At 59.4% G+C, this 26,002-nt stretch carries 17 protein-coding genes and 9 pseudogenes; 15 read left to right on the top strand and 11 right to left on the bottom strand.

The features are described 5' to 3' along the window. Positions 1-47 precede the first annotated feature (47 nt). From ACTJKM_RS21260 to ACTJKM_RS21245, 4 genes and pseudogenes are all read left to right on the top strand, one after another. On the top strand, positions 48-965 hold the full coding sequence (locus ACTJKM_RS21260; RefSeq protein ID WP_440637443.1) for a recombinase family protein: 918 nt from the start codon (positions 48-50) through the stop codon (positions 963-965). Positions 966-1,269: 304 nt separating this feature from the next. Then, positions 1,270-1,700 (top strand): annotated as a pseudogene (locus ACTJKM_RS21255) (integrase); the annotation flags it as partial. Between the two features lie 294 nt (positions 1,701-1,994). Continuing rightward, entirely contained in the window at positions 1,995-2,225 is a 231-nt protein-coding gene (locus tag ACTJKM_RS21250; protein WP_440660791.1) for an AAA family ATPase, read from the top strand. An 879-nt stretch (positions 2,226-3,104) separates the two neighbouring features. Then, positions 3,105-4,069 (top strand): annotated as a pseudogene (locus ACTJKM_RS21245) (IS30 family transposase). Positions 4,070-5,523: 1,454 nt separating this feature from the next. Here ACTJKM_RS21245 and ACTJKM_RS21240 read toward each other — a convergent pair. Beyond that, a pseudogene (locus ACTJKM_RS21240) lies at positions 5,524-6,400 on the bottom strand (tyrosine-type recombinase/integrase); the annotation flags it as partial. Positions 6,401-6,433: 33 nt separating this feature from the next. On the opposite strand from ACTJKM_RS21240, the pseudogene ACTJKM_RS21235 reads away from it, so the two are divergent. Continuing rightward, positions 6,434-6,712: pseudogene (locus ACTJKM_RS21235) on the top strand (type II toxin-antitoxin system prevent-host-death family antitoxin). Continuing rightward, positions 6,702-6,931, top strand: a pseudogene (locus ACTJKM_RS21230) (plasmid maintenance toxin (PemK-like)); the annotation flags it as partial. The pseudogenes ACTJKM_RS21235 and ACTJKM_RS21230, both read left to right, overlap by 11 nt. A gap of 105 nt (positions 6,932-7,036) precedes the next feature. Here ACTJKM_RS21230 and ACTJKM_RS21225 read toward each other — a convergent pair. The 6 genes and pseudogenes from ACTJKM_RS21225 to ACTJKM_RS21200 all read right to left on the bottom strand — a co-directional run bounded on the left by ACTJKM_RS21225 (position 7,037) and on the right by ACTJKM_RS21200 (position 14,972). Beyond that, positions 7,037-7,306: a hypothetical protein gene (locus tag ACTJKM_RS21225; RefSeq protein WP_156436878.1), complete on the bottom strand. Its 270-nt coding sequence runs from the start codon at positions 7,304-7,306 to the stop codon at positions 7,037-7,039. Between the two features lie 770 nt (positions 7,307-8,076). Then, positions 8,077-9,291, bottom strand: coding sequence for a plasmid replication protein RepC (repC, locus tag ACTJKM_RS21220; protein WP_058327660.1), 1,215 nt, complete (start codon positions 9,289-9,291; stop codon positions 8,077-8,079). A 207-nt stretch (positions 9,292-9,498) separates the two neighbouring features. Then, the gene (gene repB / locus ACTJKM_RS21215) at positions 9,499-10,515 is read right to left on the bottom strand and encodes a plasmid partitioning protein RepB (RefSeq protein WP_113513725.1); all 1,017 of its coding nucleotides are present in this window, start codon (positions 10,513-10,515) and stop codon (positions 9,499-9,501) included. Then, positions 10,512-11,735 carry a plasmid partitioning protein RepA gene (gene repA, locus ACTJKM_RS21210; RefSeq protein WP_058327662.1) on the bottom strand — a complete coding sequence of 408 codons (1,224 nt, stop codon included), beginning with the start codon at positions 11,733-11,735 and terminating at the stop codon, positions 10,512-10,514. The genes repB and repA overlap by 4 nt, the downstream gene beginning before the upstream one ends. Before the next feature lie 467 nt (positions 11,736-12,202). Next, positions 12,203-14,352, bottom strand: a pseudogene (gene catE / locus ACTJKM_RS21205) (catalase C). Between the two features lie 113 nt (positions 14,353-14,465). Beyond that, positions 14,466-14,972 (bottom strand): YciE/YciF ferroxidase family protein, encoded by a 507-nt coding sequence (locus tag ACTJKM_RS21200; RefSeq protein WP_440660790.1) that lies wholly within the window; start codon positions 14,970-14,972, stop codon positions 14,466-14,468. A 220-nt stretch (positions 14,973-15,192) separates the two neighbouring features. Between ACTJKM_RS21200 and ACTJKM_RS21195 the strand changes: the two genes are divergently transcribed. The 4 genes and pseudogenes from ACTJKM_RS21195 to ACTJKM_RS21180 all read left to right on the top strand — a co-directional run bounded on the left by ACTJKM_RS21195 (position 15,193) and on the right by ACTJKM_RS21180 (position 16,729). Continuing rightward, positions 15,193-15,432 carry a type II toxin-antitoxin system Phd/YefM family antitoxin gene (locus tag ACTJKM_RS21195; RefSeq protein ID WP_440637438.1) on the top strand — a complete coding sequence of 80 codons (240 nt, stop codon included), beginning with the start codon at positions 15,193-15,195 and terminating at the stop codon, positions 15,430-15,432. 11 nt (positions 15,433-15,443) lie between these two features. Continuing rightward, positions 15,444-15,866 (top strand): type II toxin-antitoxin system VapC family toxin, encoded by a 423-nt coding sequence (locus ACTJKM_RS21190; protein WP_058327666.1) that lies wholly within the window; start codon positions 15,444-15,446, stop codon positions 15,864-15,866. Positions 15,867-16,027: 161 nt separating this feature from the next. Beyond that, positions 16,028-16,384, top strand: a pseudogene (locus ACTJKM_RS21185) (type IV secretory system conjugative DNA transfer family protein); the annotation flags it as partial. A gap of 12 nt (positions 16,385-16,396) precedes the next feature. Continuing rightward, entirely contained in the window at positions 16,397-16,729 is a 333-nt protein-coding gene (locus ACTJKM_RS21180) for a WGR domain-containing protein (protein WP_113513721.1), read from the top strand. 96 nt (positions 16,730-16,825) lie between these two features. On the opposite strand, the pseudogene ACTJKM_RS21175 reads toward ACTJKM_RS21180, so the two are convergent. Next, positions 16,826-16,996, bottom strand: a pseudogene (locus ACTJKM_RS21175) (DUF736 domain-containing protein); the annotation flags it as partial. Positions 16,997-17,205: 209 nt separating this feature from the next. Here ACTJKM_RS21175 and ACTJKM_RS21170 point away from each other — a divergent pair. Then, complete coding sequence (locus ACTJKM_RS21170) at positions 17,206-19,647, top strand: TOTE conflict system archaeo-eukaryotic primase domain-containing protein (protein ID WP_440660780.1); 2,442 nt, start codon at positions 17,206-17,208, stop codon at positions 19,645-19,647. A gap of 36 nt (positions 19,648-19,683) precedes the next feature. Here ACTJKM_RS21170 and ACTJKM_RS21165 read toward each other — a convergent pair. After that, positions 19,684-19,923: pseudogene (locus ACTJKM_RS21165) on the bottom strand (DUF736 domain-containing protein); the annotation flags it as partial. Positions 19,924-20,234: 311 nt separating this feature from the next. Between ACTJKM_RS21165 and ACTJKM_RS21160 the strand changes: the two are divergent. After that, a complete protein-coding gene (locus ACTJKM_RS21160; protein ID WP_440637433.1) occupies positions 20,235-20,789 on the top strand; it encodes a cytochrome c in 555 nt (184 codons plus the stop codon). A gap of 37 nt (positions 20,790-20,826) precedes the next feature. Here ACTJKM_RS21160 and ACTJKM_RS21155 read toward each other — a convergent pair whose 3' ends face one another. Both ACTJKM_RS21155 and ACTJKM_RS21150 read right to left on the bottom strand, forming a co-directional pair. Beyond that, positions 20,827-21,579: a multicopper oxidase domain-containing protein gene (locus ACTJKM_RS21155; protein WP_440660779.1), complete on the bottom strand. Its 753-nt coding sequence runs from the start codon at positions 21,577-21,579 to the stop codon at positions 20,827-20,829. A 168-nt stretch (positions 21,580-21,747) separates the two neighbouring features. After that, on the bottom strand, positions 21,748-21,969 hold the full coding sequence (locus tag ACTJKM_RS21150; RefSeq protein WP_058327670.1) for a heavy-metal-associated domain-containing protein: 222 nt from the start codon (positions 21,967-21,969) through the stop codon (positions 21,748-21,750). A gap of 224 nt (positions 21,970-22,193) precedes the next feature. On the opposite strand from ACTJKM_RS21150, the gene ACTJKM_RS21145 reads away from it, so the two are divergent. The 3 genes from ACTJKM_RS21145 to ACTJKM_RS21135 all read left to right on the top strand — a co-directional run bounded on the left by ACTJKM_RS21145 (position 22,194) and on the right by ACTJKM_RS21135 (position 25,966). Continuing rightward, positions 22,194-22,802 carry a Spy/CpxP family protein refolding chaperone gene (locus ACTJKM_RS21145; protein ID WP_058327671.1) on the top strand — a complete coding sequence of 203 codons (609 nt, stop codon included), beginning with the start codon at positions 22,194-22,196 and terminating at the stop codon, positions 22,800-22,802. 88 nt (positions 22,803-22,890) lie between these two features. Continuing rightward, complete coding sequence (locus tag ACTJKM_RS21140; RefSeq protein WP_058327672.1) at positions 22,891-23,598, top strand: ABC transporter ATP-binding protein; 708 nt, start codon at positions 22,891-22,893, stop codon at positions 23,596-23,598. Between the two features lie 4 nt (positions 23,599-23,602). Next, positions 23,603-25,966, top strand: coding sequence for an ABC transporter permease (locus ACTJKM_RS21135; protein WP_440637428.1), 2,364 nt, complete (start codon positions 23,603-23,605; stop codon positions 25,964-25,966). Positions 25,967-26,002 lie beyond the last annotated feature (36 nt).

Below are 26,002 nucleotides of genomic sequence, written 5' to 3'. Positions count from 1 at the left end.
CATTCCTTATCTGTACAAAGCCTTTTGAAACGAGGCCGTTAAAAGCGATGGCGAAGCGACAATCCGTTAACGTCCAACAGCCTCTCAAGCGGCTGATCGGCTACGCCCGCGTCTCGACGGACGACCAGGTCCACGATGCCCAAATCGACGAGCTGCGCGCCGCCGGCTGCGATCGGATCTATCAGGAGCATGGCTCCGGGGCATCGCGCGCTCGCCCAGTCTTGACCAAATTGCTTGGCGAACTCACCGCGGGCGACGTCCTCGTCGTCGTCCGCCTCGATCGGCTGGCCAGATCCGTGAGCCACCTGCTGCAGGTGATTGAGGATCTAGAAGAGCGCGGCGTGCATTTCCGGTCGATCCGCGATCCGATCGACACCTCGACGCCACAGGGCATGTTTTCCCTCCAGGTCCTTGGCGCGGTCGCCCAGCTCGAGCGGGCGCTGATCGCCGAACGCACCAAAGCCGGCATCAAGGCGGCCAAGGCCCGCGGCAAGCTTCCGGGAAACCCCGGCCTGCGAGAACGGCGACCGGAGGCAATCAAGGCCGTCTCGCAGGCACGCAAGAAACTCTATCTCGATGAGCTCATTGCGTCGGCGCCGACGTGGTTGCCGATGGTACGGCAACTCCGGCCCCAGCACAGTTGGGACAATGTCGTGCGGGTGCTCAATCGCCGCGGTCACGACTGGACCGTCGAGCGCCTGCGTCGCGCCGTTCATCGCCTGGTCCGCGAAAAGCTCGCGGAAAAAGACCTCCTGGTCCGGTCCCCTCGCCGCGCCCCCGAGGACCATCTGATGAAGCTGGTGGCGGCGATCGCCATTGCCGATCCCGACCTATCGCTTCGCGACATTGGCGCGCAACTGGACCAAATGGGAGAACGGCCTGCACGCGGCGGCAAGAAATGGCAGCCCTCCTCCGTCCGCGACCTGCTGGACGAAGCCCACCGATTTGGCCTCATCCGCCGCTGACAGCACGGTTCATCAAGCGACCGATGGCACGGTTGCTTTTCCGGTGACGAAAAATCCGCTGTATCTGGCAAAGTCCGCCAAGAGCCGGACAGAAATGTGGCCAGGCTGCTCTTGCTCAATTAATTCCAATCCGTCCGGATTTCTCCCCACATGATCGTTCTCGACACGAATATCATATCGAACTGCTACCGCCTGTTCCCGAGCCCACGTTTGTAGATTGGCTTGCAGAACAGCCTCCCGCCGCCATTCTCTGACCGCGATCGCGCACTGGTTCTGATGGATTCGCATCTGCCGACGGTGGCCGTCGGAAGTGGCAGCGCTGCTTGTCGAGGACATATCCGACAAGCACCCTGTGCGGGCAGAGCCGGCGCATCCGGCTTCCCCTCCCCTCCTCTGCCTTTCGATCCGCGTGGGCCGCGCGGGTGGTCATCATCGGCCGGCCAGTGGTCACGTTGAAACGCTGGCTCGAGGTAGCCGGTATCAAGGATGGCCCGGTCTTCCGCCGCACAGACCAGTGGGGAAGCATCGACCGGCGAGCCCTCAGACCGCGATTGGTCAACCGAATACTGAATACACGCTGCAAATTGGCGGGGCTCGACCTTGTTTTGCGCGCGGATTGCTGTTTGGCTATCTCAAATAGGCCGCCAACCGTGGCATTCCTTGCCGGAGGCAATGCAGCAGTCGCTACACAAGTCCGTCACCCAAGCAGCGCGCTACTATAACGAGACCGAACGATACTGCGACGAGCGCGCAATTGGCAGGTCTGAGGATTCGCGGACGTTCATCTTTTTACTGACAGGAAGCTACAGAACGCGTTCGGCACCTACTTTACCTTGCATTTCTGGAACTGAACTCCATAAATGCAAGGATGACTGAGCGCCAAATAATAGCGACCATGTTAAAGGAATTCATTGATAGCAACCCCGCCGTCCCGCTCATTGGACCGCGCCAGGTTGGGCAAGCAACGCTTGCAATCGCGTAGCAGCGCCAATCGATCTATCTTGATCTCCAATCCGTGATTGAGCCAAACTGAGTGAGCCAGAGCTTTACATCGAACAACACACAGACAAGCTCGCCATCCTTGACGAAGTTCATCGACTGACCAACCCCTTTCCAAACTTGCGTGACCCGATCGATCGCGGTCGCCGAACAGGCAAACGATCGGCGCAGTTTCTCATGCTGAGCTCAGCGTCTATCGACCTGCTGAAGCAGTCCGGCGAAACTCTTGCCACCCGCATCGCTAATCTTGAGACCGATTGATAGCTTCGAGGTAGCGGAAAAGGACATCAACTCTCTCTGGGTCCGAGGAGGCTTCCCAGACAGCTTTCTCGCCGTCAATGAACGCGCCAGCTCTCAATGGAGCATCCCCCAGTTCGGCCCTCGAATCCCGGCCAAAACCGTTAGACGGTACTGAATGATGCTTGCGCATCATTAATCGGGTCCCCTAAACGCCGCTAAATCGTAACCGCCATGTAAGGATGCTCGAATCTCAGACAACCAGCCGCCGTCACAGTCCGAGGCATTTCAAAACTGCCGACGCAGCGGCCATCCGTCTGTGCGAGTAATGAGACGGAGATGGAGCAAGGTGGGCGGCGCGCTTCCAAGCCAGGCGCTCTCTAAAAAACCCTGACAGCTGTCAGGGTTTTGATCGAATGGGCCCGCCGTTGCCATAGGGAGTATCCTTCCGGCTCACAGATCCGCCGCCAGCATACGCGTCGTAGTTCGCGTTGATGTTCTCGACCCGCACTTCTCTCTTGCAGATATCCACACGTGCCTAGCGGATTACCGGAGGCCTCAGATATGCAATTGAGCCGCTCTTTTATACATCCACGCCTGAGCGGAAATCTCACCTAAAACCCTGACAGCTGTCAGGGTTTTGACCAATCCGAACGCTGTCGTTGCCATACGAAACATCCTTCAGGCTCACAAATGCGCCTCCGGCATGGGCGTGCATTTCGCCTGGATCGTCTCAACTCACTCCGCCGGCTCGCGGAACTCCACACTGACTGGTGCGTTGCTTGAAGGTTCCCAGACCTAATAGAGCCGCCCATTAATGCATCGTAACCGTGCGCAATGGTACATTCTAATCTGAAGTACAACATGCCAATGATTTCAATGGTTTCCCTTGGATATTTTGGCATGGCCCGACGCAATTCGCAACTGAATCTGGCCGATCGACGCCGCCTCTTCCACTTTGTCGAACGCAAGCTGCCGATCAAAGAAATGGCGCGCGAACTCGGTCGTCATCGATCGACGATCTATCGTGAGATCCGGCGCAAGACCTTCCACGATCGCGAGCTGCCCGACTATAGCGGCTACTTCCCAACGGTTGCAGACGAGATCCGCAAAGAGCGGCGGCAGCGTTTGAGGAAGCTGGTGCGGCACCCGCAATTGCGCGAACTGGTGATCGAGCAGCTGAAGGCGGTCCGCGCAACAGATCGCCGGTCGTCTGCTCGCCGATGGCGTGAGCGCCGTGCGGGTCTGCACCGAGACGATCTATCGCTTCATCTACGGCAAGGAAGATCAGGCGCTGGAGCTCTATCAGCATCTGGCGGAAGGCCGCCGCAAACGCCGCCCCCGCGGCTCGAGGAAACCCCGCGACGGCACTTTTCCTGCTGCCTGCAGGATATCACAACGTCCTGATTTCATTGATGATCGTTCGCAGTTCGGCCATTGGGAAGGCGACTTGTTGATCTTCCAACGTGACTTGGGCAACGCCAACCTCACGTCCTTGGTTGAACGCAAGAGCCGCTACACCGTCATGATCAAGAACCCCAGCCGGCACTCACGACCGATCATAGACAAGATAATCGAAACGTTCTCTCCCTTGCCAGCCTTTGCCCGGCAGAGCTTCACCTTTGATCGCGGCACGGAGTTCGCCGGATTCAGGGCTTTGGAAGATGGCATCGGCGCGCGCAGCTGGTTCTGCGACCCCAGTGCACCGTGGCAGAAGGGTGCGGTGGAAAACACCAACAAGCGCATCCGCCGCTTCATGCCAGGCGATACCGACCTTGCAGGCGTGCCGCAACGCAAGCTCATCCAGCTTGCTCGCCATCTCAACCCCGACCGAAGTGTTCCGGGCACATTTGCGAGAGGGAGGCTGAACCCCTACCCTGAAAACCGGCGTGTTGCACTTCAGTTAGGATCTCCCAATCTCACCCAAAACCCTGACAGCTGTCAGGGTTTTTTCCCCCATCTCCGCCAATCGTAGTCGCCGTGCGAGAATGCGCCCCGAAGACCAGACAGGGAGCTGCGGTCGGAGCGCATGGCAGCTCAACGCTTCCAACGCGACGACTATCCGGCTGCCCGCGTGAGATGAAGAAGAAGCGCAGTGCCGGCGCGCTTCTGCAGCGGGGGCTCACTACAAAACCCTGACAGCTGTCAGGGTTTTGTCATTTCAGCGGGTACGCGCTCAAGTGAGCTCCGCTTCATCAACTGCGCACATCAGTGCATCGCACAGCCATCGTACCCAATCAGGCGGCTTTCAATGATGTCACATGACGAATTCCAGTGAGGTACGTATCTGCACGATCGGGATTCCCCTGCTCCAAGTCCGGCAGCTAATCTGCGCTGCCCTGTCGTGAACCTTGCCGAACCCCTGCATGCTTATCGGGCCCCTCATCCCATTTGATCCGAGGCGAGGCGTAAAATGTACGCGCAAGCGCCGCCTATGGTGCGTGCCGGAAGCGGACTGAGTCCCTTCGAACGGTGATACGATGGCCAAATGCCACACGCATAGCGCGAGTTTGGGGCAATCCGCGCCTAGCGCACCTGGAGCCGAACCGATCCTTCGAAGCACACCGCCTTCTATGAATTCTCCAGCTTAGCGGCGGTGGACGCTGCCATTCATCCCCTGGAAACAAATTCGATGCCGTATGGGGCGATCGGGCGAGACGCACGCGAGACATTGTCCAGATTGTTCAACGGCTACCGGATTAGGACTGCGAAGTCGCGCTCGGGCTGAAGCAGAAAGGCGACCCGCGTGTCAGCGGTGGGCAGATGCCAAGGTCATCCTTTCGCCGCGATTAGATTTCCAGGTTGACGAATGTCGATCGCAGCAATGGAGTCCAGATGTGAGTTTCCTTGGCTTGCTTCTGGCATCGCTTTCGTGCTTTCAAGTTTCGGGGGGAGGGCGGACGCCTGTTCGATGTCCGCCACTTTGGACCTGGGCGATATCCAATACGCTCATGTCGTGGTCGTGAGGGCAATTTCAGAAATATTTTCGAATACATCACCCGACAGAGCGGCAGCTTGGTGGTGGGCCGTCGGTTCGTCGGGGAACTTCGGCAGAAGTGCCGGACCCTGGCCGATCTCCCGGGGACCCTCTGCCGGGCAAGGCCGGAGTTGCGCCCCGATGTGCGCAGCACTGCGTTCAAGGGTCCTGCTACGTCGACGATCGTTTCGAGGTGGTCAATATCATCGAAGGGCATCGCGACATCGAAGAGTTGTTCTCCTCGATGGACACGGACGAATAGCACCCACGCCTCCGATGACCTGACAGCCAATCGTCGTGTGAGGAAGGATTTAAACGACTGGTCTGCCGGCGAAGGCGAGGGCGCTAGGTAACCAATCGCGCAGCCCGCCCTTGTTTTCGCTCCGCATCGTTGTAGTAGCGCGCCGCCTGCGACACCCATTTGTGCAAAGACTGCTGCATGGCTTCAGGCAGCGGCATGCCGCGATTGGCCGCCTCGGTCAGGTAGCCTGATCGCAATCCATGCGCCGAAAGCAAGGTCGGGTCGAGCCCGGCTTGCTTGCAACGGCTTTTCAGGATGAGATTGACCGACTGCGGCGTGAGCGCGCGCCGATCGACGTTTCCCCTGATCGATGCGCCGAAACCCGGGGCCGTCCTTGATATCGGCTACCTCGAGCCAGCATCGCAACGCCACCACCGGCCGGCCGATGAGGACCACCCGTTCGTCGTCGTCACTCGTCGTCGTTTTCGTGCGACCCACGCGGATCGTCAGGCACGGGAGGGGAGGGGAGGCCGGATCTGCCGGATCGGTCTGCACGGGGTCGTCGTCGGTCAGATCCTCGCCACGCAGCGCCGCCACTTCCGACCGCCAGCGGCCGCTGGCGGCGAACGCCGTCAGAAGCAGTGCCCGATCGCACAGATCGACGGGCTATTCTCCCGCGCAGGCCTGCAGAAGCTTTGCCAGCACATCGCCCGTCATCGCCTTTTTGCTCTTTCGTTGCCGCGGTCGGGCGCTGGCGCGGACCGCAAGCCGCAGCGCCGATTTGAGCGACGGCCCATCGAAGGCGCCTGTCAGGCCTCGCCAACGGGTCAGGATCAACCAGTTGCGGCGCCGGACGGTCTCGGGGGCATGCGGACCTTTTGCCCGAAGCAGGCGGCCCGCCCTCCACCGGCATGCCATGGTTTGGATCTTCCGTGCGTTTGACGGGGTCCCACAGAGATGATGGGCGACGAATTTTCGTAAAGTACGTATTTTACGGAGAAATGGAGGTGCATGATAACATCCACCGTTACCGCCGCTGCGGTCTCCAAGAATTTTGGAACCTATCAGGACGCAGCCGTGCGCGAGCCGTTGACTATCACCAAGAACGGCCGACCGCGCACCGTTCTGATCGCCTATGAGGACTAACTTCGCTTGATGCGGCGCGAGCGCCGAGTCGAGTTGACGAGCGCGTTGGACGCGGACGAGCTCGCTGCAGTCGAAAAATCCACGATCGATCCTGGACTTGACCATCTCAATGCCGAATTGACGAAGGACAAGAACGCTGCCGACTGAGCCGAAGGTCGGCTGGGTCTCCCGCTATTCCTTGGCAACATTTGGAGGGACGAGAAGAGGGTAAAAAGGATCGCCCGGCGCTCGTTCTTGCCATCGTTGCCACCTTGGAAGATGGGCGCCGGTGGCGTACTTCCGATCACGCAGACGCCGCCCTCCGACCCGGCCGAGACAGTCGAGATTCCGCCGGCGACAAAGCGTCGTTTGGGGCTAGATGAGGAGTCCTGATCAACGGCAACTATGTCGGCCGCCTACTCAAGAGCGATACCACGGCCATAAGAAGGAAAACCCGAATGGCAAGCGGATGTGTCCTGGCGTAGAGGGATGTCAATCGACATGCCGAACAGCAACGCTAAGGTACGCGATCATGGGTGAGAACGGAAGCGACGCCTGGACCACCGACGCAAAGCGTGCGGAATCGAACAGGCCCACTACTGCATCAAACACCTGCCTTGTCCGCCGCCCGATCAGCAATACAGGCTCGCCGCCCCAGCGCGTCGCCGATTTCTCGCGCTCTAGCCAATTGGTAGAAAGCGGAGGGGCTAATGACGGATCGCTCTGCAGCAACTCTTCGTTAACCATCGTGAACGCGGCCATCAACGTCGATCCCATAGATTACGGAACTGCCACCACCTCTGGCCGTGACTGCGGCTGGACGAGGGCTCCCATTTCTTTGCGCAGATTGCCGAGGGGAGGGATCAACCTCCGGCGCGCTCCACACGGACGGTCGGCAACGAGCCAGCCGGGGGTTGCCGATAGGGAAGGGCGGGTCTACCCGTCTGCGAAAACTTCACCCGGTCGGTGATGTGCTTAGAACTCGCACTCTCTGGCAGCGCGCAAGATGGAAACAAGGATGGCAACGGCGAAATCAGACAGACAGGGAAGGGGAGGGGGAAGGAACAACCTGATCGTGGAACGAATGGTTCACAATTCCCAACACGCCAAAGAGCTCCAAGTCATCGCCGCAGAGACTGATCCCAACGCGCTCGTCTTGGTCTCCACGACCTTCGAAAACGGTTGACCGGTGAGTCGCGACCGTTCCTGGTCGCCGACAATGAGTTTTCGAGTTCGAGGGGCGTAGAGTCAACTCGGCCGAAATTATCTCATAGGTCTTCTTCTACACCGATGGTGCATAGACGGCGGCGCCGGATCTTCTCGGAAGCTTGCTTGAGCTCGGCCACAGAAACTGTCCACCATCGAGAAGCGCATGCCTCAAGAGGGAGGCCACGCGAACGGTCCGACTTTGTCGGCCGCACGTCAGAAGAAGCCAATGTGCTCTCCTCTCAGGATCGGTCGCACTGCACGGGTCGCCACTGTCGCGCCCGGTTCCGCCAGGAACGAAAATCGAGTACCGGGGTGGAAATCGTCTACCCAACCTGCCGGTCGGGGCTTCCATTCGCTCTCAACAGGGCCATTAGCATTGGGCCAAGTGAAAATTCGCCGCGCCGCGCCTTTGCCGTCAGATCGCGCAGGTAACCTCCGGCCGAGTTAATGTGTCCTGCCCGCTCGAGCATACAAGCCATGGCAACCGCCGCATTTTCAGGCCCCATCACGTCGCAAGCATCCTGGTAAGCGGTCGGGCTCACCCCCAGCATCGAACGCACCACCACAGCGGCCGCCATCAAGTCGCGCCAGTTCGATATGGTCCCGCCTTGTCCGTACATCGTGATCTCAGGGCAGGCCCGCATCACCATACTCAACGGGAACGCCTTCAGCGGCTCCCTCAGCGGCTGCTTTTCTGGCTCAGCCTTCGCCCCCGGCTCGTTTCGAGAGCTAGGTTCAAGTTCATCGGTGGATTCGGTTTTTGAATTCTGTATGTGACGCTCACTATGAGCATCATTGCTGCTCATATTTTCAGAAATATCCAAATCATCCAACTGATTGACTATCTCTGCACAGAGGAGGTCCATCTCTTCGAGGATCGATGCTAGGTCGTGGATGGTTGGGGATCGAGGTATCCGGGCAACAAGCGCCAAATACACATCTTCAATCTTGCCCCAATCGCCACTCGCGCCTTCTTCGATCGCTGCCGAGATGAGCTTGCGGGCATCGCGCCGGCGAATGGTAAGCGCCTCCTTGGTCCGGCGAAACAGCGCGCGCTCTGCCGCCATCTGCTGGGCCATCTGCGCGAGCTCCTCCGAACGGGCAAGGAGCGGGGAAAGATCGAATCCGAACGCATCCTCGATGTCGCCAGCCCTGTCCTTACGGACATAGCGCTTCCCATTTGCACTATCTTTGCGAACAATTAGGCCGGCCTCAACAAGCGTCGCCAAGTGTCGCCGCAACGTGGCGCCGGCGATACCGTGCGCACGGACCGACAACTGAGCATTCGACGGAAAGACGATTAGAGACGCTCCCTGGCGCAGATCGGTCTCAGGATAGAAGCTCAAGAGCGCGTCAAGGACGGCAAGTGCACGATCCTGTAGGCCGAGAAGCGTCCTGGCTTCGCAGGCGTCACGAAACACTTTCCATTTGTCAGCCGTTTTGTTCGAACTGATCTCGGTGGATGCCACCTGCCGCTTTACCAGCGCAAGCGTCATCGGCCGCCGCCCGAAGGGCGTCGTTACACTTCCACTCTGCATTTCCTTCACCTCTCAAAAGGCAAAAGAAGTCCGCTCACCAAATTCGGTGCCAATCACTCTTGACGGGGATTCGTGGAAATGCGATTCTCAGATTGTCCAGATATGAGAGAGGCTTCCACTACGGCAACGTTTGGGGGCCTTTTTCTTTTGCGGTGTTCCTTCCGTATTCCCTTGTCGAATGAGACCCTCTGACAGTGGTCAGGGCTTCTAATTGTCACGCTCACGAAAGAAGCGTTCAACGAGGGCCGGTAACTCCTGCCCGACGAACTTCACAAACTCCTGGCCGACAGGACCATCCACGGAGATTCGAAGCTCCTTGGGTGAAACCTTCCAGGCCCCAAGTTTCTTGCCAGCACTGTTCGATAGTTCAGTGCGGTTCTCTCGCGACGGGGCCGACGGCTTTATTGCCTCGAAAGCCCGCTGGAAGCGTTGATCCGACACCGAGACGCCGTCACCCGCATCCGTGAGCACCTGCCGAACCACAGCTAGAGATCCTGAATCACTTGCTATCGTTTTTGCGAACTCTAACCAGCGCGGCCGACCCACCTTGGGAGCCCGCCCGATCGCTTCGATCACATCGGCAGGGACCGCCCGATAGACGCTGCGCATTCGGGCAAGTTCTGCGTCCGCAATCGATAGTGCCGCATAGATGTTCCGCGCTTTAATGCCGGCATTATCCATACGCGATGCAAAAAGCGTCCGCTCGATCCACGTTAGGTCCTGCCGGCTGGCGTTCTCGATGCCTTGGGCGACGACGAGATCCAGGTCCGATATCTCAACTTCAAGCGCGCGAACCGCGCGCCCGAGTTCCCTGGCAGCGCGCCAGCGCCTGTGGCCATAAACAATCTGATAGCGCCCGGAGGACGACGGGTGGCGCCGAACCTGAATCGGAACCTTTTGCCCTTCGGACTCGATCGAACGCTTGAACGTCTCAAAATCGCCCGCGTCGTCGTCCGGTAGCCGGTCGGGATAGGGGGAAGGGTCAATGAACGCGGGATCCAGATCTAGGATCGTCCCCGCGCCCGCCTCGACGATCGCCTTCAAACGGTCCCTCTCGGCCCTGATGTCATCGATAGCGCGATGGGCAGCACCGACAACGCCCGCGCCGACACGCGGTGACGGGGCAGGGGCCGCAGGTTGCGGGTCATCTGCGAGCTTGTTCTCCAGTTCTTGAGACAGCAAACCGAAGCTCGCGACAATCGACTTGCGAGAAGACTTGCTCATGGCCGCCCCCAGCTATCGTTGACAAGGCGGATGATCGCTTCATTGACCGCATCGACGGCTTCACGCGCGCGCTTATGGGTATCACGGCCAATCTGGCCCATTTCGAGCTCGTAGATCGAACGCTTCGCCAGGCCGGCCGCCTCTACGGCTGTGCTTTCGATGGCAGTGGGCAGGAGGACGTCTGTCCCGAACATATGCCGCAGCATCGCAACGACTTGCGATTGGGGGGCATCGTTCGGGTCATGCCGCGTCACGAGATATCGGATGAAGTCCTGATCGAGTTGAGCGCCGCTTTCATTCAATACGCTGATCAGATCGCCCATCATCAGGAGGAACTGGCTCATGGACGCCACATCCAGCATGGCGGGGTGAACCGTGATGACCATGCTTGTGGCAGCATAGATCGCGCTGAGCGTCAGAAAGCCAAGGGATGGCGGCGTATCGAGAAGGACGATGTCGTAGTCTTGTTCGACTTCCGCTAGGGCAAGCTTCAGACGCTCGAAAAAGATCGCACCGGAGCTCGACCTATTCGCCAGGACGCGGGGGGTCTCGTGCTCGTACTCCATGACTTCGAGGTTGCCCGGAACGAGATCGACGCCATCAAAGTAGGTCTTGCGGATGATGTCCCGGATCGGTCGCCGCTCAGCGACGTCGTAGCGGAGCGCCGCATAGATCGTTTCGTTGGCACCGACATCGATTTCCGGCTGTGCGCCGAACATCGCGGAGAGCGATGCCTGGGGATCGAGGTCGAGTGCGAGAACGCGATAGCCTTGCAAAGCGAGATAGTGCGCGAGATGAACACAGGTCGTCGTCTTGGCGCTTCCGCCCTTGAAGTTCGCGATCGCGAGGACCTGCAAGTGCTCGCCGGGGCGTCGGCGGGGCAAAAAGCGCAGAGCCTCGGCAGGCTTCTGCTTGGCAAACAGCTCCCGAAGCTCGTTGATCTGGGCGAGCGTATAGACCCGGTGATTGTTCTCAAGGCGGCTTGGCGTCGGCCCGCGCCCCTCGGATGACATCAGCTTCAGGGTCGAATCCGGTATGGATGTCAGCTTCGAAACTTCGTTGGTGAGAAATGACCTCAAGGTCTTCTCGGATTTCGGCGGGTACATGCGGGTCCGCAGCTGCTGCAGCTGGCTCGACAAAAGACCGGCGTGCCGCAAGATCTTGGCGGCAGCGTCTTCCTTGAGTTGAACGTCAGTTTCTGCGCGTCTAGCTATCGCCATTTTTCCCTCTTGGCGGCCTAAAGCCGGTTTACCGACCATTGCCCGCCAAGAGCTAGAACACGATTCTCTCAGAGCGTCCAGAACAATAGGGTTAACAGAAGGTAAATGATGAAAAGTGAAATGAGGCGGTGATGGGCGCTACACCACTGGATTCGCTGTCTTTTCCTTTGGCGTCAGTCCACGCGGCCGAGCACGTTACTAACACTTTTGATAGTGAACTGGCCTCCGCAGTCGGCTTCGATCCACCTGCCATCGGGCTTCGCAGAGAGAATCACCACTATCCCTTATGCGAGTAGATCCGGTTTCCCGAGCCGTGCACATCTCCATGCGTTGCTTGCCTTGGGAGAGTTGCTGGATGAACCTTACCCCCGACGAACAATCAGGCTGTTTTCCTCGGTGGTGGCACTGCAGCGCGTCCTCGCGAAGTCCAGGTCGCTTCTTTGTCCGGTCAGGCGTATCGACGCCACTTAATCTAGCGGCGCCGACGCTTTGCCGAGCTTCACCGACGGTTCTCGGGCCCAGACGCGCAGTTTGCCGAGCTTGGAGACAAAGTCGGATATCCCCTCTTCGCCTGGAAGCTCGATCGTGCCCTCATCGAGGCCATCGGCGATACCGGCTTTTTCGATCAGCGGCATCGCCGAGGGGGCGTATCCAATGAACTTGCAGTGCTGGAAGGCATCGGCAACGAAATCGCGGGCGGTGGCTTCCTTCACCAGATCATCAATCGCCTCAGCCGAGGTCAGCAAGACGACAGCGTCGAAGAGGACGGAAGGTCCTCCATCAATCATGTGATGCGCTTCGATCCAGGTTCCGTCCGACGCGGCAACGCCACTGACCTTCGGCGCGACGAGTTCGCAGACAGCCTTTTCCTTGGCAATCGCCGCCGTCAAACCGTTTAACAAGGCTACATCCAGACCATCGGTGACCAGGATGCCGAGCTTGCGGCCCTCGAAACGTTTCGGTCCGCGTTCAACGATGCTGAGTGCCGGGGAGGGTTCAAGATCCTGGCGGGTTGGCATGGCCGCATCAGCCGGGCTCGGCATCGAATGGAAACCAAGCTTCTGGGCGATCGTGGCTGCCAGCGTCTCGTCAATGTTCAGGAGATGGGAGACCATCCGCTCGCGGATAGCTGGCGTGTCCACCTTGCTCAGCTCAAATGTCAGAGCTGCAGCGATATGGCGTTGCTCGGGCGCGGTCTGGCTGATGTAGAACTGTCGAGCCTGGCTGTAATGGTCGGCAAAGCTCTCCGGCCGCAGCCGCGCCTTGGTGCCAGTCTCTTCGGCGGGGAAGTGGCGGTAGCCGCTCATCGGCGATTCCCGTGGCCCTTCGTCGAAGGAATTCGGCTGGTAGTTCACTCTGCCCACCGGATTGCGCATCGCCATGTGGCCATCCTGCTGAAAATGCGCGAAGGGACACTTCGGCGCATTGATCGGAAGATGGGTGAAGTTGGAGCTGCCGAGACGTTTCAGCTGCGTATCGAGATAGGAGAAGTTACGACCCTGTAAAAGAGGATCGTTGCTGAAATCGATGCCAGGCGGAACATTCTGCGTCATGAACGCCACCTGCTCGGTCTCGGCAAAGAAGTTGTCGGGCATGCGATCAAGAACGAGTCGTCCAACCGGTTGGGGCACCAGGATCTCCTCGGGAATGATCTTCGTCGGATCAAGCACGTCGAAATCGAAGCTGTCGGCAAACTCCTGATCGAAAAGCTGAACCCGCAATTCCCATTCCGGGAAATTGCCCGACTGGATTGCTTGCCAGAGATCACGGCGGTGGAAGTCCGGGTCGGCGCCATTGATTTTCACCGCCTCGTTCCAGGCGACGGACTGGAGGCCCAGCTTCGGCTTCCAGTGAAACTTCACGAAGGTCGACTCGTCCTTGGCATTGACGAAACGGAAGGTGTGAACGCCAAAACCTTCCATGAAGCGGAACGAGCGAGGGATGGCGCGATCCGACATCACCCACATGATCATGTGCATGCTTTCCGGCGTCAGGCTGATAAAGTCCCAGAATGTATCGTGGGCGGATTGTGCCTGGGGAAAGGCCCGGTCCGGCTCGGGCTTCACCGCGTGAATAATGTCGGGGAACTTGATCGCGTCCTGGATGAAGAAGACGGGAATGTTGTTGCCAACCAGGTCCCAGTTACCCTCATTTGTGTAAATCTTTACCGCGAAACCGCGGACATCCCGGGCAAGATCGAAGATCCCTTGCTGCCGGCAACTGTGGAGAAGCGGACAAAAGCTGGCGTCCTCTCACCTGCTCTTTGAAAAACATCGGCCCGTGTATAAGCGGCAAGGGAGTCATAGGTTTCGAAATAGCCGTGGGCTCCATAACCTCGGGCGTGGACTACCCGCTCGGGGATCCGCTCATGGTCAAAGTGGAAAATCTTCTCGCGGAAATGAAAGTCGTCGATGACAAGGGGGCCGCGTGGCCCAACACGCAGCGAATTTTGGTCGTCTGCAATAGGCCCACCCTGCGCAGTGGTCAGCACAGGCGTATTGTCTTTTGCTATCTGATGAAGCTCGCCACCTTCTCCCCTGCGCACCTTTTGATCATGAATGGTCACGGTGTCTCGTTCTTTCGAGGTCGACTTTTTTTCGAGCGATTTCTTAGCCATGGGGCGAACTCCGATGTCCTGATTTCTTGGTCGAGGTCGGCGCGCGAGCGCTCTTGACCGTGCCGGAATGAAAAAGCCGCCTGTCATGGCGGCTTCTCGATATTGAAGTGGGACTACTCGGCGGCCTGCTTGGACGCCTTTGGATTTGCCGCAGCTTCGCCAAGGGCCGCCAACCTCTGATCCGTGGCGATCTCCTCCTGGAGATTGGCGTCGAGGAGGCGGACGGCTCCATCGAGACCAAGCTGCGCGGCCCATGATTTGAGCGTGCTGTAGCGGGCAATTTCATAGTGTTCGACGGTCTGGGCCGACGAGATGAGGCCGGCATCAAGGGCGGCGGTGCCCTTGTATTCTTCCATGAATTCTTCGCCTTCGGCTATGATTCCCTGAATAGCCTCGCACGTCTTGCCGCGGGCGGGTTTGCCAACAATTTCAAACACCTGCTCGAGACGCACGATCTGTTCTTGCGTCTCATCGCGATGCTGCAGAAAGCCAGCCTTGGCTTCGTCCGACCGGGCAGCGCGGGCCATTTTGGGAAGGGCCTTCAGAATCTGCTTTTCGGCAAAGAAGATGTCCTTCAGCGTGTCAAGGAAGAGGTCGTTCAATGTCTTCTCAGTGGGCATTTCGCGATTCCGATTTCTTGAGGGATGAAGTCGCCCAACCATCAAGGAAGAAGGACGTTCCGTGGGTGAGAAAATAATAGCTGAGAGCGCCACGGCGCTAGGATTGTCCTAGGGCCATCAATTCAGCTGGCGTAGGCATTGCCTCGCGCCGTGCCCTATCGGCCTTGTTATGCCGCCCACGCATGCTATATGTAGGTAATTACCTACAAAGAGGTGCGAGATGGGCGTTACTACCCTTTCCAGCCGAGAGCTCAATCATGACGTGAGCAGCGCCAAGAAGGCTGCAAAAAGCGGCCCAGTCATCATCACGGACCGCGGCAAGCCGTCCCACGTCCTGATGACCTACGATGAGTTCGAACGCCTGAGCGGCAAGCACCGAAACCTTGTCGAAGCACTCGCCATGCCCGGGCTTTCTGCAATCGACTTCGAGCCGCAGCGGGCTCAAATCGCGCCCCGCTAGGTAGATCTGTCTTGAAGTACCTGCTGGATACGAATGTCATTTCAGAGTTGCGCAAGGTCGGGGACGGCAAGGCTGACGCAAACGTGGTGGCCTGGATTGGCGCAGAGGACGCGCGTGAGCTTTTCATTTCAGCGATTACAATCCTTGAACTTGAGCGAGGTGTTCTGGGCGTACAGCGCCGCGACGCCGCGCAGGGCGCTCGGCTCCGGACCTGGCTCGACACTCGCGTGCTTCCAGAATTTGCAAGCCGCATCCTTCCGATTGACGATTCGATCGCGACACGGTGCGCGCATCTCCATGTTCCCGGCCGGCGCAATGAGGCCGATGCGCTGATTGCGGCAACCGCTCTGGTCCACGACATGATCGTCGTGACACGCAACACAAAGGATTTTTGGGGGACAGGTGTTGTCGTGGTTGATCCGTGGCAAGCCTAGCCCGCCCACCCCGGCCATCGATCTACCGAACCGGCGCGCCGGGTGCATATAACCTGATCCACGATAGATGGATCCGCATATCGGCTGAGTTGATGCCGGTAGGGCACTTTCGCCTGACGCCAACGAGGGCTCATCGCTTTTGGACTTGGGCACCGCGCGTCGGCGGCCGCGACGCCACGAGCAAATGGTTCGAGAGCGCTAGCTGGATTTCCTTTGCCGGCATCAACGATCCTGAGACGGCCGAGTGCGTTTCAAGGCGCTGCGGCGCGACGACCGTCGAAGTCGATCAGCTGAGCCGCAGTCTCCAATCGAGGGGGTCGTCACGTACACGCTCGAAGCAGATTGCGGCGCGACCGCTCATCCAACCGGACGAAGTGCTGCGCATGCCCGCTGACGAACAGATCGCGTTTACAGCGGGACTGCGCCTCAGATGCGGTCGCGCCATATGGTTCAGACGGGACGACATGCGAGGCTGCGTCAAGCAGAAAAGTCTCATGCCCCGCCCAGAGCCCACCTGATCCATCACAATCATGAATCGATCAGGCCGGATCGATTCAAAACACTCGTTGGACGGGATTCGGGGCATCGGCGATGCTGCTCCCATGCTCAGTCAGCCCTACCATCTCTATGTCGAACGAACCGACGCAAGCAGGAACATGGCCCGGTTCTATGCCCTGTCGATCGAGCGGACGCTGTTTGGACAGGCCTGCCTGACGCGGCGCTGGGGAAGGATCGGTCAAAGGGGCCAATCGATGGTCCATCACTTCGACAGCGAGCAAGAGGCGGTCGCCTTGTTTCTCGATGTTCTCAGGAAGAAGCGCACCCGGGGATATCAGCCGGCGGTAAAACGCCCCTCGAAGTGACGTGTCCGCCGCACGCAGCGAGAACCGATGCGGCCGCGAACGGTGGTCGTAATCGCTTGGGCGAACCACGAGAGGTGGCCCCCGGGCCCAGTTGCCTCAGTCCCTGTTGGAGCGGGACCAGATCAGCTGGTAGCCGTCTTCGCCTTCGATTTCCGCAAGCGTCGCGTAGATCGGAGCGGGGAGGCTCGGGTCGTCTAGCTTGACCGAGAGGTAGTCGCGGCCAGTCTGCTCGGAGCTCTTCTGCCAGGCCACACCGAATTCGACGTTTTGCGGTGCACCGCAAAACGTTGATTATGCTGAGAACGTGATTATGCAGTGTGTCGGTCGCTGAAGGCCGGATTTGCCGGTGATTTCGGCGGATTTCGGTCCGCATAATCCCTGATGCCTCCCCACGTGCTGATGCGTAGTCCGTCTTAAAACACGAGCGTCTTTGGCCTATGCTGATCCGTATGGTCATTTAGGCGAAAGCTGGAAAGTTGGCGGAAAAGAATGATTCTTGGGAAAACATCGCGCGCATTCGACGGCGGTTAGCCGATCTGAATGATGAGCGGATGGAGCTTGAGCGTGAACTTGAAGCGTTTGAGCAACAGGTCATTTTCGATAGCCGCGCTATGACAGAGACGCCATCCTTCGCGGATGCACCTGTCACGAACAGCTCACCGTCGATGGAGAAGGTGGAGTTGTTCCGGCAGCTTTTTGCGGGGCGTCCAGATGTTTTTCCGGCTCGATGGGAAAACAGAAAGGATGGACGCTCCGGCTATTCGCCAGCCTGTTCCAACGAATGGGCGAAAGGAATCTGCGGCAAGCCGAAGGTAAAATGCGGGGACTGCCCGCATCAGGCCTTTATCCCATATTCCGAGGACATCATCGAAAAGCACCTTCGCGGCGGCGATGCCCGCTCAAGCGACTTTGTTGCCGGCGTATATCCATTGCTGCAAGACGAAACATGCTGGTTCCTTGCTGCTGACTTCGACAAGGAAAGCTGGGCGGATGATACCAGAGCTTTGCTGGCAACCTGTCGTGCAAAAGGAATTGCCGCAGCCCTCGAACGGTCGAGGTCGGGAAACGGAGGCCATGTCTGGATATTCTTCTCCGAACCCGTTCCCGCGAAGATCGCCCGACAACTTGGTGCCGCGCTGATAACAGAGACGATGGAGAACCGTCCCGAGATCGGCTTCACGTCTTACGACCGTTTCTTTCCCAACCAGGATACGATGCCACTTGGCGGCTTCGGCAATCTGATCGCGCTTCCCCTTCAAAGGAAAGCCCATGAAAATGGCAACAGCGTTTTTGTCGATGGTGACTTGAGACCTTACGATGACCAGTGGGCGTACCTGTCGTCGTTGAACAGGCTATCGGCCGACGAAGTCTTCAGAATCGCCGACGAAGCTGAATTGGCGGGGCGGGTCTTGGGCGTCCGGATGCCGGTTGATGACGAACATGCCGACGAGCCGTGGAAAATGTTGCCATCACGTCGTAGCGCGCCACGGCCAATAGAAGCTGTGATCCCGCAAAGCATTAGGGTCGTGATCGCCGATCAGGTCTACATCGATAGGACAGAGCTTCCGCCTGCGCTGATCGCACAGTTCCTGCGTCTGGCAGCGTTCCAAAATCCGGAATTCTATCGCGCGCAAGCAATGCGACTGCCGACATTCGGCAAGCCGCGGATCATCTCATGCGCCGAACTTCATCCACGCCATGTCGCTCTACCGCGAGGCTGTTTCGACGAAGCAATCGAGCTCATCGAGAGGCATGGTTCGACCGCCGTTTTAGACGATCATCGCGAAGATGGGGCTGCGCTACTTGCCAGCATTGCGTTCCAGGGCGAACTGCGGCGGCCCCAGCCGAGGGCCTTTGATGCTCTTGTTGCCCATCACGCCGGTGTGCTTGCCGCGACGACGGCCTTTGGTAAGACGGTTGTCGCAGCCGCGCTTATCGCACATCGGGCGCGCAACGCGTTAGTTCTTGTCCATCGCAGGGAGCTTCTCACCCAATGGGTGGAGCGCCTGAGTTCCTTTCTGTCCATTGACCCAAAGCAGATCGGCGTCATTGGGGGCGGGAAAAGAAAGCCAACTGGGATCATCGATGTGGCGCTAATCCAAAGCCTGGTACGGAATGGCGAGGTCGACGACATTGTCGGCAATTACGGTCATCTGATTGTCGATGAGTGCCACCATCTGTCCGCTGCTAGTTTTGAACTTGTCGCTCGCAGATCCAAGGCGCGATACGTCGTTGGCCTTTCAGCGACGGTCGCCCGAAAAGACGGACATCATCCAATCATCTTCATGCAATGCGGCCCCGTTCGCCATCGGGTCGATGCAAGAGTACAAGCTGCCGAGCGTGGTATTCGCCACCGTGCCCGTGACCGTTCGACGAAGTTTGAGTTGCCAGAGGCTCTGGCGTCGACCGAGCGCCCGTCAATGCCCGCGATCTATGCAGCCCTTGCGCAGGACCACGGGCGAAATGAACTTATCTTCGATGACGTGTTGAAATCGCTTGAAGCCAAGCGCTCACCGATCGTTCTGACCGAGCGGAAGGACCACCTCGATTATCTCCAGCAGAAGTTCTCCCCGTTTGTAAAAAATCTGGTGGTGCTGCGCGGTGGCATGTCGGCGAAGGATCGCAAGCAAGCTAATACGGCATTGAATGTCGCCGACGATGCTGAGCGCCTCATACTTGCGATCGGCCGCTACATCGGGGAAGGCTTCGATGACGTCCGGCTCGACACGTTGTTCCTGACCATGCCGATCGCGTGGAAGGGAACTTTGGCGCAGTATGTCGGCCGCCTGCATCGCCTGCATGATGGCAAGAAGGACGTCCTCGTCGTCGATTATGTCGATGGCACGGTTCCGGTCCTGGCCCGGATGGCCGCAAAGCGCCGTATGGGCTATCGCGCGCTGGGCTATGTCATCGAATGATGGCGCCCCGCTTTGAGCGGAGCGCAGTTGGCCTGTTTAGCGGGACCAGATGAGCTTGTGCTCGCCCTTGTCGCCCTGGACGAGAGAGGCGTAGACCGGCGCCGTGAAGGACGGATCGTCGAGCTTGAGCGAGATTTCGGCACCCGTTTCGCGGGCTGTGCGGGGCCAGCCTGCTCCGAACTCGACACCCCCTGCGGTGACGCGGAAGTCTGGGGCGCGGTCGTTGTCGCGGTCGCAGGGCTTGATGGTGGCCTTGACGTTGAGGGTGAGGGTCTTGAACCGCCTGCACGAAAGCGGAAGCGAAGGAAGGCGGGCGGAAGGCTGTTTGGGGGAGAGAAGGGCAAAGTCCCTCGGCCCCCTCCAACCGACCCGATAGGCACGGTTATTTCACAACGATTGGCGGGATGATGGCAGCAATTCCCTTGCACGTTTCCGGACGATGTGACTGGCGGCGATCATGGTTTGGTTCGACACCCTGTACTGTCTTCGAGCATAATGCACGTTCGTGTAGGCATCGCCCTGACCTTGATCAATCGACGCTGTCCGCGAAGACTCGGCTACGCGGCGTTGGACTAAACTGGGAGAGCATGAGATTGAAGGTGAGAGCACTGGTACTGTCAGCTGCCGTCTTCACCATGGCGATCTCCGCAGCGACGGGACAGTCGAAGTCGCCGAAGGTGGCCGAGCGACAGCAGGACATGAAGGCGATGGCAGGTGCGGCCAAGATCATCGACGCCATGTTCAAAGACACCTCGCCATACGATTCAAGGGCTTTCAAAGCGGCCGCCGAGACCATCCGGATCCATTCCGGGCATAAGCTCTCGGCGCTGTTCGAAGCTCCGGTCCTCGCCGAAGCGTCCAAGGCCAGCACCAATATCGAGGCCGATCGGCCAACGTTCGACAAGCTGGCGGCCGAACTTGGCGTCTATGCGTCGGCGCTTGTTGTCGCAGCCGACCGCAATCCGGCTGTTCTCGCTCCCGAGATGCGAATGAAGGGCGGCGACGTGACAATGGGCGGGCCGCTCGCCAAGAGGAAGGCGGCAGCTCCGGACCCGGTGAAAATGCCTGCCGAGCACGCCTTCCACATGATGCTGCAGATCTGCACCTCCTGCCACGCCAAGTTTAGAGCAAAGGGGGAGTAGCGGTCGTCGTGGCCGAACTGGTGCACGGGGCCGAGGCTCAATCCAATCGGTGAGCGCTGTGCTCCCCTTCGGCCGTAGCAGGCGTGGCGCTCTGGAACAGCTCGGCGCGGTTCTCACCGCTCACGACCAACTTGCCCACCAGCCCGCGTGCCGCCCGCGACAAGGCGTGATCCACGAGGACGTATTCGCCGGGAACATCCAGCTTCATGTCGACCGCGGCCGCGCCTCCGGGAGGCACGGTGATCGTCTGGACATCGGATAGAGGCTCCGTCGTCAACGAGGCCAACTGGTAGACCTTGTCAAAGATTTCTCCGATCACATGGAAGCTGGATGTCTTGTTCGGGCCGTCGACACCGAAGTAGATGCGGACTGTCTCGCCGACCTTCGCCGTCAGGGCATTGTCGCCCGCAAGCGCGTTGGCGGCCCCGTTGAAGACGTAGTATTCCGGCTCTTCATCGAGCAGCCGTTCGACGCTCTCCGTCAGCTTCCCCTTGGAGCCGTATGGCTGCGATGTATAGACCTCGCCTTGCGTCACGTAGAACTCGTGGTCGACCGGCGGCAGACCGCCCGTCACCTCGACCGTGTCCAGTTTTACCGCGACCGTCGCAGGCTCGGTTCTTGCAATCGGGGGCGCCAAGTCACGCGCAGGACGGACGACATCGAGCGGAGCCTCGGCGCTGCCGTTCTCTGTCGGATGATCGTGGGACCCTGCAGCAATAGCGGACGTCACGGTCGCAGCCAGGATTGCAAGTACCCATATTGCATTTGAAGGCCCGGGTGAACGTCTCATGGGGAAGCTCCTGAGCAATGCTTGTTCTAAAAACAGTCAAGACCTACCCGGTCATCCGATCTTTGAGCTGCCGCAATGCGATACGCCGCCAATATCTGCGGCCGAACTGTCGTTCTTCACGGCGCCTGAGCGGCGTGTTCCGGCATGTCGGCGGCGTACCCCTATGCTTCAAGCCACGTGGCTGCAGCAGGACTTCTTGAAGGCGGCCTGGTATCCCGCTTCCTCGATCGCAGAAACAAATGCGTCGAAGGCCACCGGAGAGTCGATCGATGCGGTCTTGGCATCGAGATCGACGGCGACTTTGGCGTTGGGGTCGACCGACTTCACCGCTTTTTCCACTGCGCCAGCACAGTGTCCGCAGGTCATGTCGGGGATGTTGAGATGGTACATTCGAGAACTCCTCGTGAAGGATTGATATGGTCGAATGTGGTGCTTCCAACGATGGCAAGGTCAATAGCCATCGACAGAATATCTCTCCTGCGCTGCTTTGATTGTTCTTCTTGGTCTCGCCCGCCGTTGCGTCTTCTGATTTGAGCTTGATCTGCGTCAATGTGAACTGTCTCAGCCGGCGTACCCTCGATACCAGTCGTTTATCGGAGCTTAGGAGAAGCGAAATGACGACACTGCGGACAATCCTGCTGGCGGGTACGGTACTCATGCTCTCAACGCCAGCCTTTGCGGAAGACGCGCATCACCCCGAGACCTCTGCAGAGCAAACGAGCGAACAAATGGCCCAACCGTTGGATTCCGCGGCGGAACCGAGTTCCATGATGTCCTGCGGCATGATGTCCGGTGATATGATGGGCAACATGATGCGGATGATGGCTGGCGGACCGGGACGAATGAGACCGCCGGGTATGGGGCCGATGGCCGAGATGATGGCTCCCGAACATGTCGAGGGACGGATCGCGTTCCTGAAGACGGAACTCAAGATAACGTCGGAGCAGGAGGCGTCATGGAACGCCTTCGCCGATATTCTGCGTGCCAATGCCGGCGGCATGAAGGATGGCATGATGCAAATGCCAGACGCCATGGGCACGCCGGGCGGGGCCGTAGGGACTCCGTTGCAGCGTCTCGAACGTCGGGAGAGCCTGTTGAACAGCCGCCTCGGAGGCGTGCGGAAATTGAAAGCCGCCCTTGAGCCTCTCTATCAATTGTTCGGGGCAGAGCAGAAGCAGATGGCCGACAAGCTGCTCCTGCCTCCGATGATGGGTATGATGTAGGGATCGCGCATGCACCCGAGAAACGCTGAACTGCCCACCGGCGGTTTAGCGTAAGCAAGGCTAGACCCCATTCGCCTTGGAGGAGCCGATGACGGAGACGATATTTCGTGCCCGGTACCTCACCAGAACCTACCTGACCGGCGAAGTCGCCGTACATGCCCTGCGCGATGTCAGTCTCGACATACAAGCGGGTGAACTGGTCGTCATGCTGGGGCCGTCAGGAAGCGGCAAGTCGACGTTGCTGAACATAATGGGCGGTCTCGATCGCCCGACGAGCGGGCAACTCTTCTTCCGAAACACCGAGCTGATGACCCTCCCGGAACGCGGTCTCACCTTCTACCGACGTGAGCACGTCGGCGTCGTCTTCCAGTTCTATAATCTCATACCGAGCCTGACCGCCTACGAGAACGTCGCGTTGGTCACCGAGATATCGGCCAATCCCATGCGGCCCGACGAGGCGCTGGCGCTTGTCGGGCTCGAACCGCGGCGGAACCATTTCCCTGCGCAGCTCTCGGGAGGAGAACAACAGCGGGTGGCCATCGCTCGGGCGATTGCAAAACGCCCGGAGGTGTTGCTCTGCGACGAACCAACGGGAGCGCTGGACTCCAAGACGGGCATCCGCGTGATTGACGCGCTGGTCAACGTCAACACCCAGCTCGGGACCACGACGCTGATCATCACCCACAACACCAGCATCCACGCCGTCGCCGACCGCGTGCTCTTCTTTGCCGACGGATCGATTTCAAAGATTCAGGTGAATGAACGGCGGCTCTCAGCCGCCGCACTGACCTGGTGAGACAATGACTACGCTGGACACCAAACTGAGGCGGGACCTGCAGCGGCTCTGGGGACAGGTCTTTGCCATCGCCCTGGTGATCGCCGGCGGCGTCGCATCCCTTGTGCTGTCGACCGGATCGTTCAGGTCGCTGGATGAGACGCGCACCGCCTACTACGAGCGCTACCAGTTCGCTGACATCTTCGCGGAGGTGACACGAGCTCCGAAGACGCTCGTCACGCGCATCGCCGAGATTTCGGGCGTCGCCGTGGTCGAAGCCCGGATCGCCAAACTTGCGCTTCTCGACATCCCGGAGTTCCCCGAACCTGCGACCGGGCGCTTCATCTCGCTTCCCGAAAGCGGCTCCCCTCTGCTCAATCGGCTCTACATGCGAGACGGACGTCTGCCTGGCGCGAACGACCTGGAGGAGGTCGTGGTCAACGAGAGCTTTGCGAAGGCGCACGGCTTCGAGCCAGGTGACCGTTTCTCCGCCACGCTCAACGGCCGCAAGCATGAGCTGACGATCGTCGGCATCGCATTGTCGCCGGAGTATGTCTATGCGATCGGCCCCGGCGACCGGATGCCCGATGATCGCCGCTTTGCGGTAATCTGGATGTCGGAGCGCGCTCTGGCCGAGGTCTTCGGTTTGGAGGGCGCGTTCTCCTCGGTGAGCCTCAAGCTGATGCCGGATGCCGTGGAGACGGAAGTCATCGATGCGCTCGACGAAATGCTCGAGGCTTACGGCGGTGGCGCTGCCTACGGACGCAAGGACCAGACCTCGCATGCCTATCTTGAGCACGGGCTCGACATGCTCCGAAACATGAGCCGGACGCTTCCGCCGATCTTCCTCGTCGTCAGCGCCTTCCTCGTCAACCTGACACTTAGCCGACTGGTCGCGCTTGAACGCGAGCAGATTGGTTTGCTCAAGGCACTCGGGTACTTCGACGCCAGCATTGTCGCCCACTATGTGAAACTCGTCGCCGTCGTCGCCCTGATTGGAATAGTCATCGGCAGCGTGGCGGGAACCTGGCTCGGCGTTTACGTGACAAGGCTCTTCGGCGACTATTACCGTTTCCCATTCCTCGTCTTCGCCGACAATCCCGACGTCTATCTCCTCGCTGCATTCCTCAGCGTATTCGCTGCTCTCGGAGGTGCTTTCCGGTCCCTTCGAGAGATCGTCTCGCTGGCCGCGGCGATCGCGATGCAGCCTCCGGCTCCTCCGTCGGTCCAGCGCACGCTGTTCGGCCGGATGGAGCTTGGCTCTCTGCTGTCTCAACGCACGATGATGATGGTCAGGGGCATGGCGCGGAAGCCGATCCGGGCGGCACTGGCGGCCCTCGGCATGGCGTTTGCGACTGCCATTCTCGTGGTCTCGCTGTTTATCGGCAATGCGATGGAGGAGTTGGTCGACGTCACGTATTTCATGGCCGACCGCCAGGATGCGACGATCAGCTTTGTGGAGAAGCGGCCGGAGACGGTTCTGTTCGACGTGAGCAGGCTGCCCGGTGTGCTTGCCGCCGAGCCCTATCGGCAGGTCCCCATCCGCATTCGAAAGGGAAGCCGGGAACGCAGGACGCTGCTCTCAGGCAGGCCACCCGGAGCCGATCTCAGCCGTATTATCGATGTCGACCTGCGCACTGTCAGCCTGCCGGAGACCGGGGTGGCGATTTCCGCCTACCTCGGACGTCTTCTCGATGCGCGCGTGGGTGACACCGTCGAAGTGGACCTGCTCGACGGGCGGCGGCGGACCGTCGAGCTGACGGTAGCCGCCCTGGTGGAGGACTACTTCGGTATTGCCGCAATGATGGACGGTCGGACCCTGTCCCGGCTGGTGCGCGAGGCTCCGGTCGCGAACGGTGTCCATCTCAGCGTGGACGACGGTAAACTTGACCTGCTCTACGAGGCCATAAAGCAGATGCCGACCGTTGCCGGCGTGGCGCTGCAGCGTGTGTCCCTCGTGAACTTCCGTCGGAGCCTCGCGATTATCGTGACGACAATGGCTGGCATCTACACAGGGCTGTCCATCGTGATCGCCTTCGGCGTTGTCTACAACAGCGCACGCATCTCGCTTTCAGAGCACGCACGGGAACTCGCGACGCTGCGAGTCCTTGGCTTCAGTCAGGGTGAGACGATGCGCATCCTGCTTCTCGAACTATCTGTCATTGTCGCCCTTGCTCAGCCGCCGGGCTGGGCGATCGGCTACGGCCTTTCATGGCTCATGGACAATCAGCTTGCCGGGGAACTTATGCGCGTACCCCTTGTCGTCGAGAGTCTTACCTACGTGCTGGCGACCGTGATCATTTTTGTGGCGGCGCTGATCTCGGCGCTTGTCGTCGGTCGTCGGGTCTACGCGCTCGACCTTGTGTCTGTCCTCAAATCTCGGGAATAGGACCATGCAGCGGAACTGGGTGAAACGGGTCGGGTG

The sequence above is a fragment of the Ensifer sp. 22460 genome (assembly GCF_052044935.1).
Classification (GTDB): Bacteria; Pseudomonadota; Alphaproteobacteria; order Rhizobiales; family Rhizobiaceae; genus Ensifer.
The sequence above is the reverse complement of the archived record's forward strand: the minus strand, read 5'-3'. Positions and strand labels throughout refer to the sequence as shown.

Coding starts and splice junctions, on each gene's coding strand:
- ACTJKM_RS21260 (WP_440637443.1), top strand. CDS start 48: ATGGCGAAGCGACAATCCGTTAACGTCCAACAGCCTCTCAAGCGGCTG.
- ACTJKM_RS21225 (WP_156436878.1), bottom strand. CDS start 7,306: ATGGCCGCGTTCACGATGGTTAACGAAGAGTTGCTGCAGAGCGATCCG.
- repC (WP_058327660.1), bottom strand. CDS start 9,291: ATGCAGAGTGGAAGTGTAACGACGCCCTTCGGGCGGCGGCCGATGACG.
- repB (WP_113513725.1), bottom strand. CDS start 10,515: ATGAGCAAGTCTTCTCGCAAGTCGATTGTCGCGAGCTTCGGTTTGCTG.
- repA (WP_058327662.1), bottom strand. CDS start 11,735: ATGGCGATAGCTAGACGCGCAGAAACTGACGTTCAACTCAAGGAAGAC.
- ACTJKM_RS21200 (WP_440660790.1), bottom strand. CDS start 14,972: ATGCCCACTGAGAAGACATTGAACGACCTCTTCCTTGACACGCTGAAG.
- ACTJKM_RS21195 (WP_440637438.1), top strand. CDS start 15,193: ATGGGCGTTACTACCCTTTCCAGCCGAGAGCTCAATCATGACGTGAGC.
- ACTJKM_RS21180 (WP_113513721.1), top strand. CDS start 16,397: ATGAATCGATCAGGCCGGATCGATTCAAAACACTCGTTGGACGGGATT.
- ACTJKM_RS21160 (WP_440637433.1), top strand. CDS start 20,235: ATGAGATTGAAGGTGAGAGCACTGGTACTGTCAGCTGCCGTCTTCACC.
- ACTJKM_RS21155 (WP_440660779.1), bottom strand. CDS start 21,579: ATGAGACGTTCACCCGGGCCTTCAAATGCAATATGGGTACTTGCAATC.
- ACTJKM_RS21150 (WP_058327670.1), bottom strand. CDS start 21,969: ATGTACCATCTCAACATCCCCGACATGACCTGCGGACACTGTGCTGGC.
- ACTJKM_RS21145 (WP_058327671.1), top strand. CDS start 22,194: ATGACGACACTGCGGACAATCCTGCTGGCGGGTACGGTACTCATGCTC.
- ACTJKM_RS21140 (WP_058327672.1), top strand. CDS start 22,891: ATGACGGAGACGATATTTCGTGCCCGGTACCTCACCAGAACCTACCTG.
- ACTJKM_RS21135 (WP_440637428.1), top strand. CDS start 23,603: ATGACTACGCTGGACACCAAACTGAGGCGGGACCTGCAGCGGCTCTGG.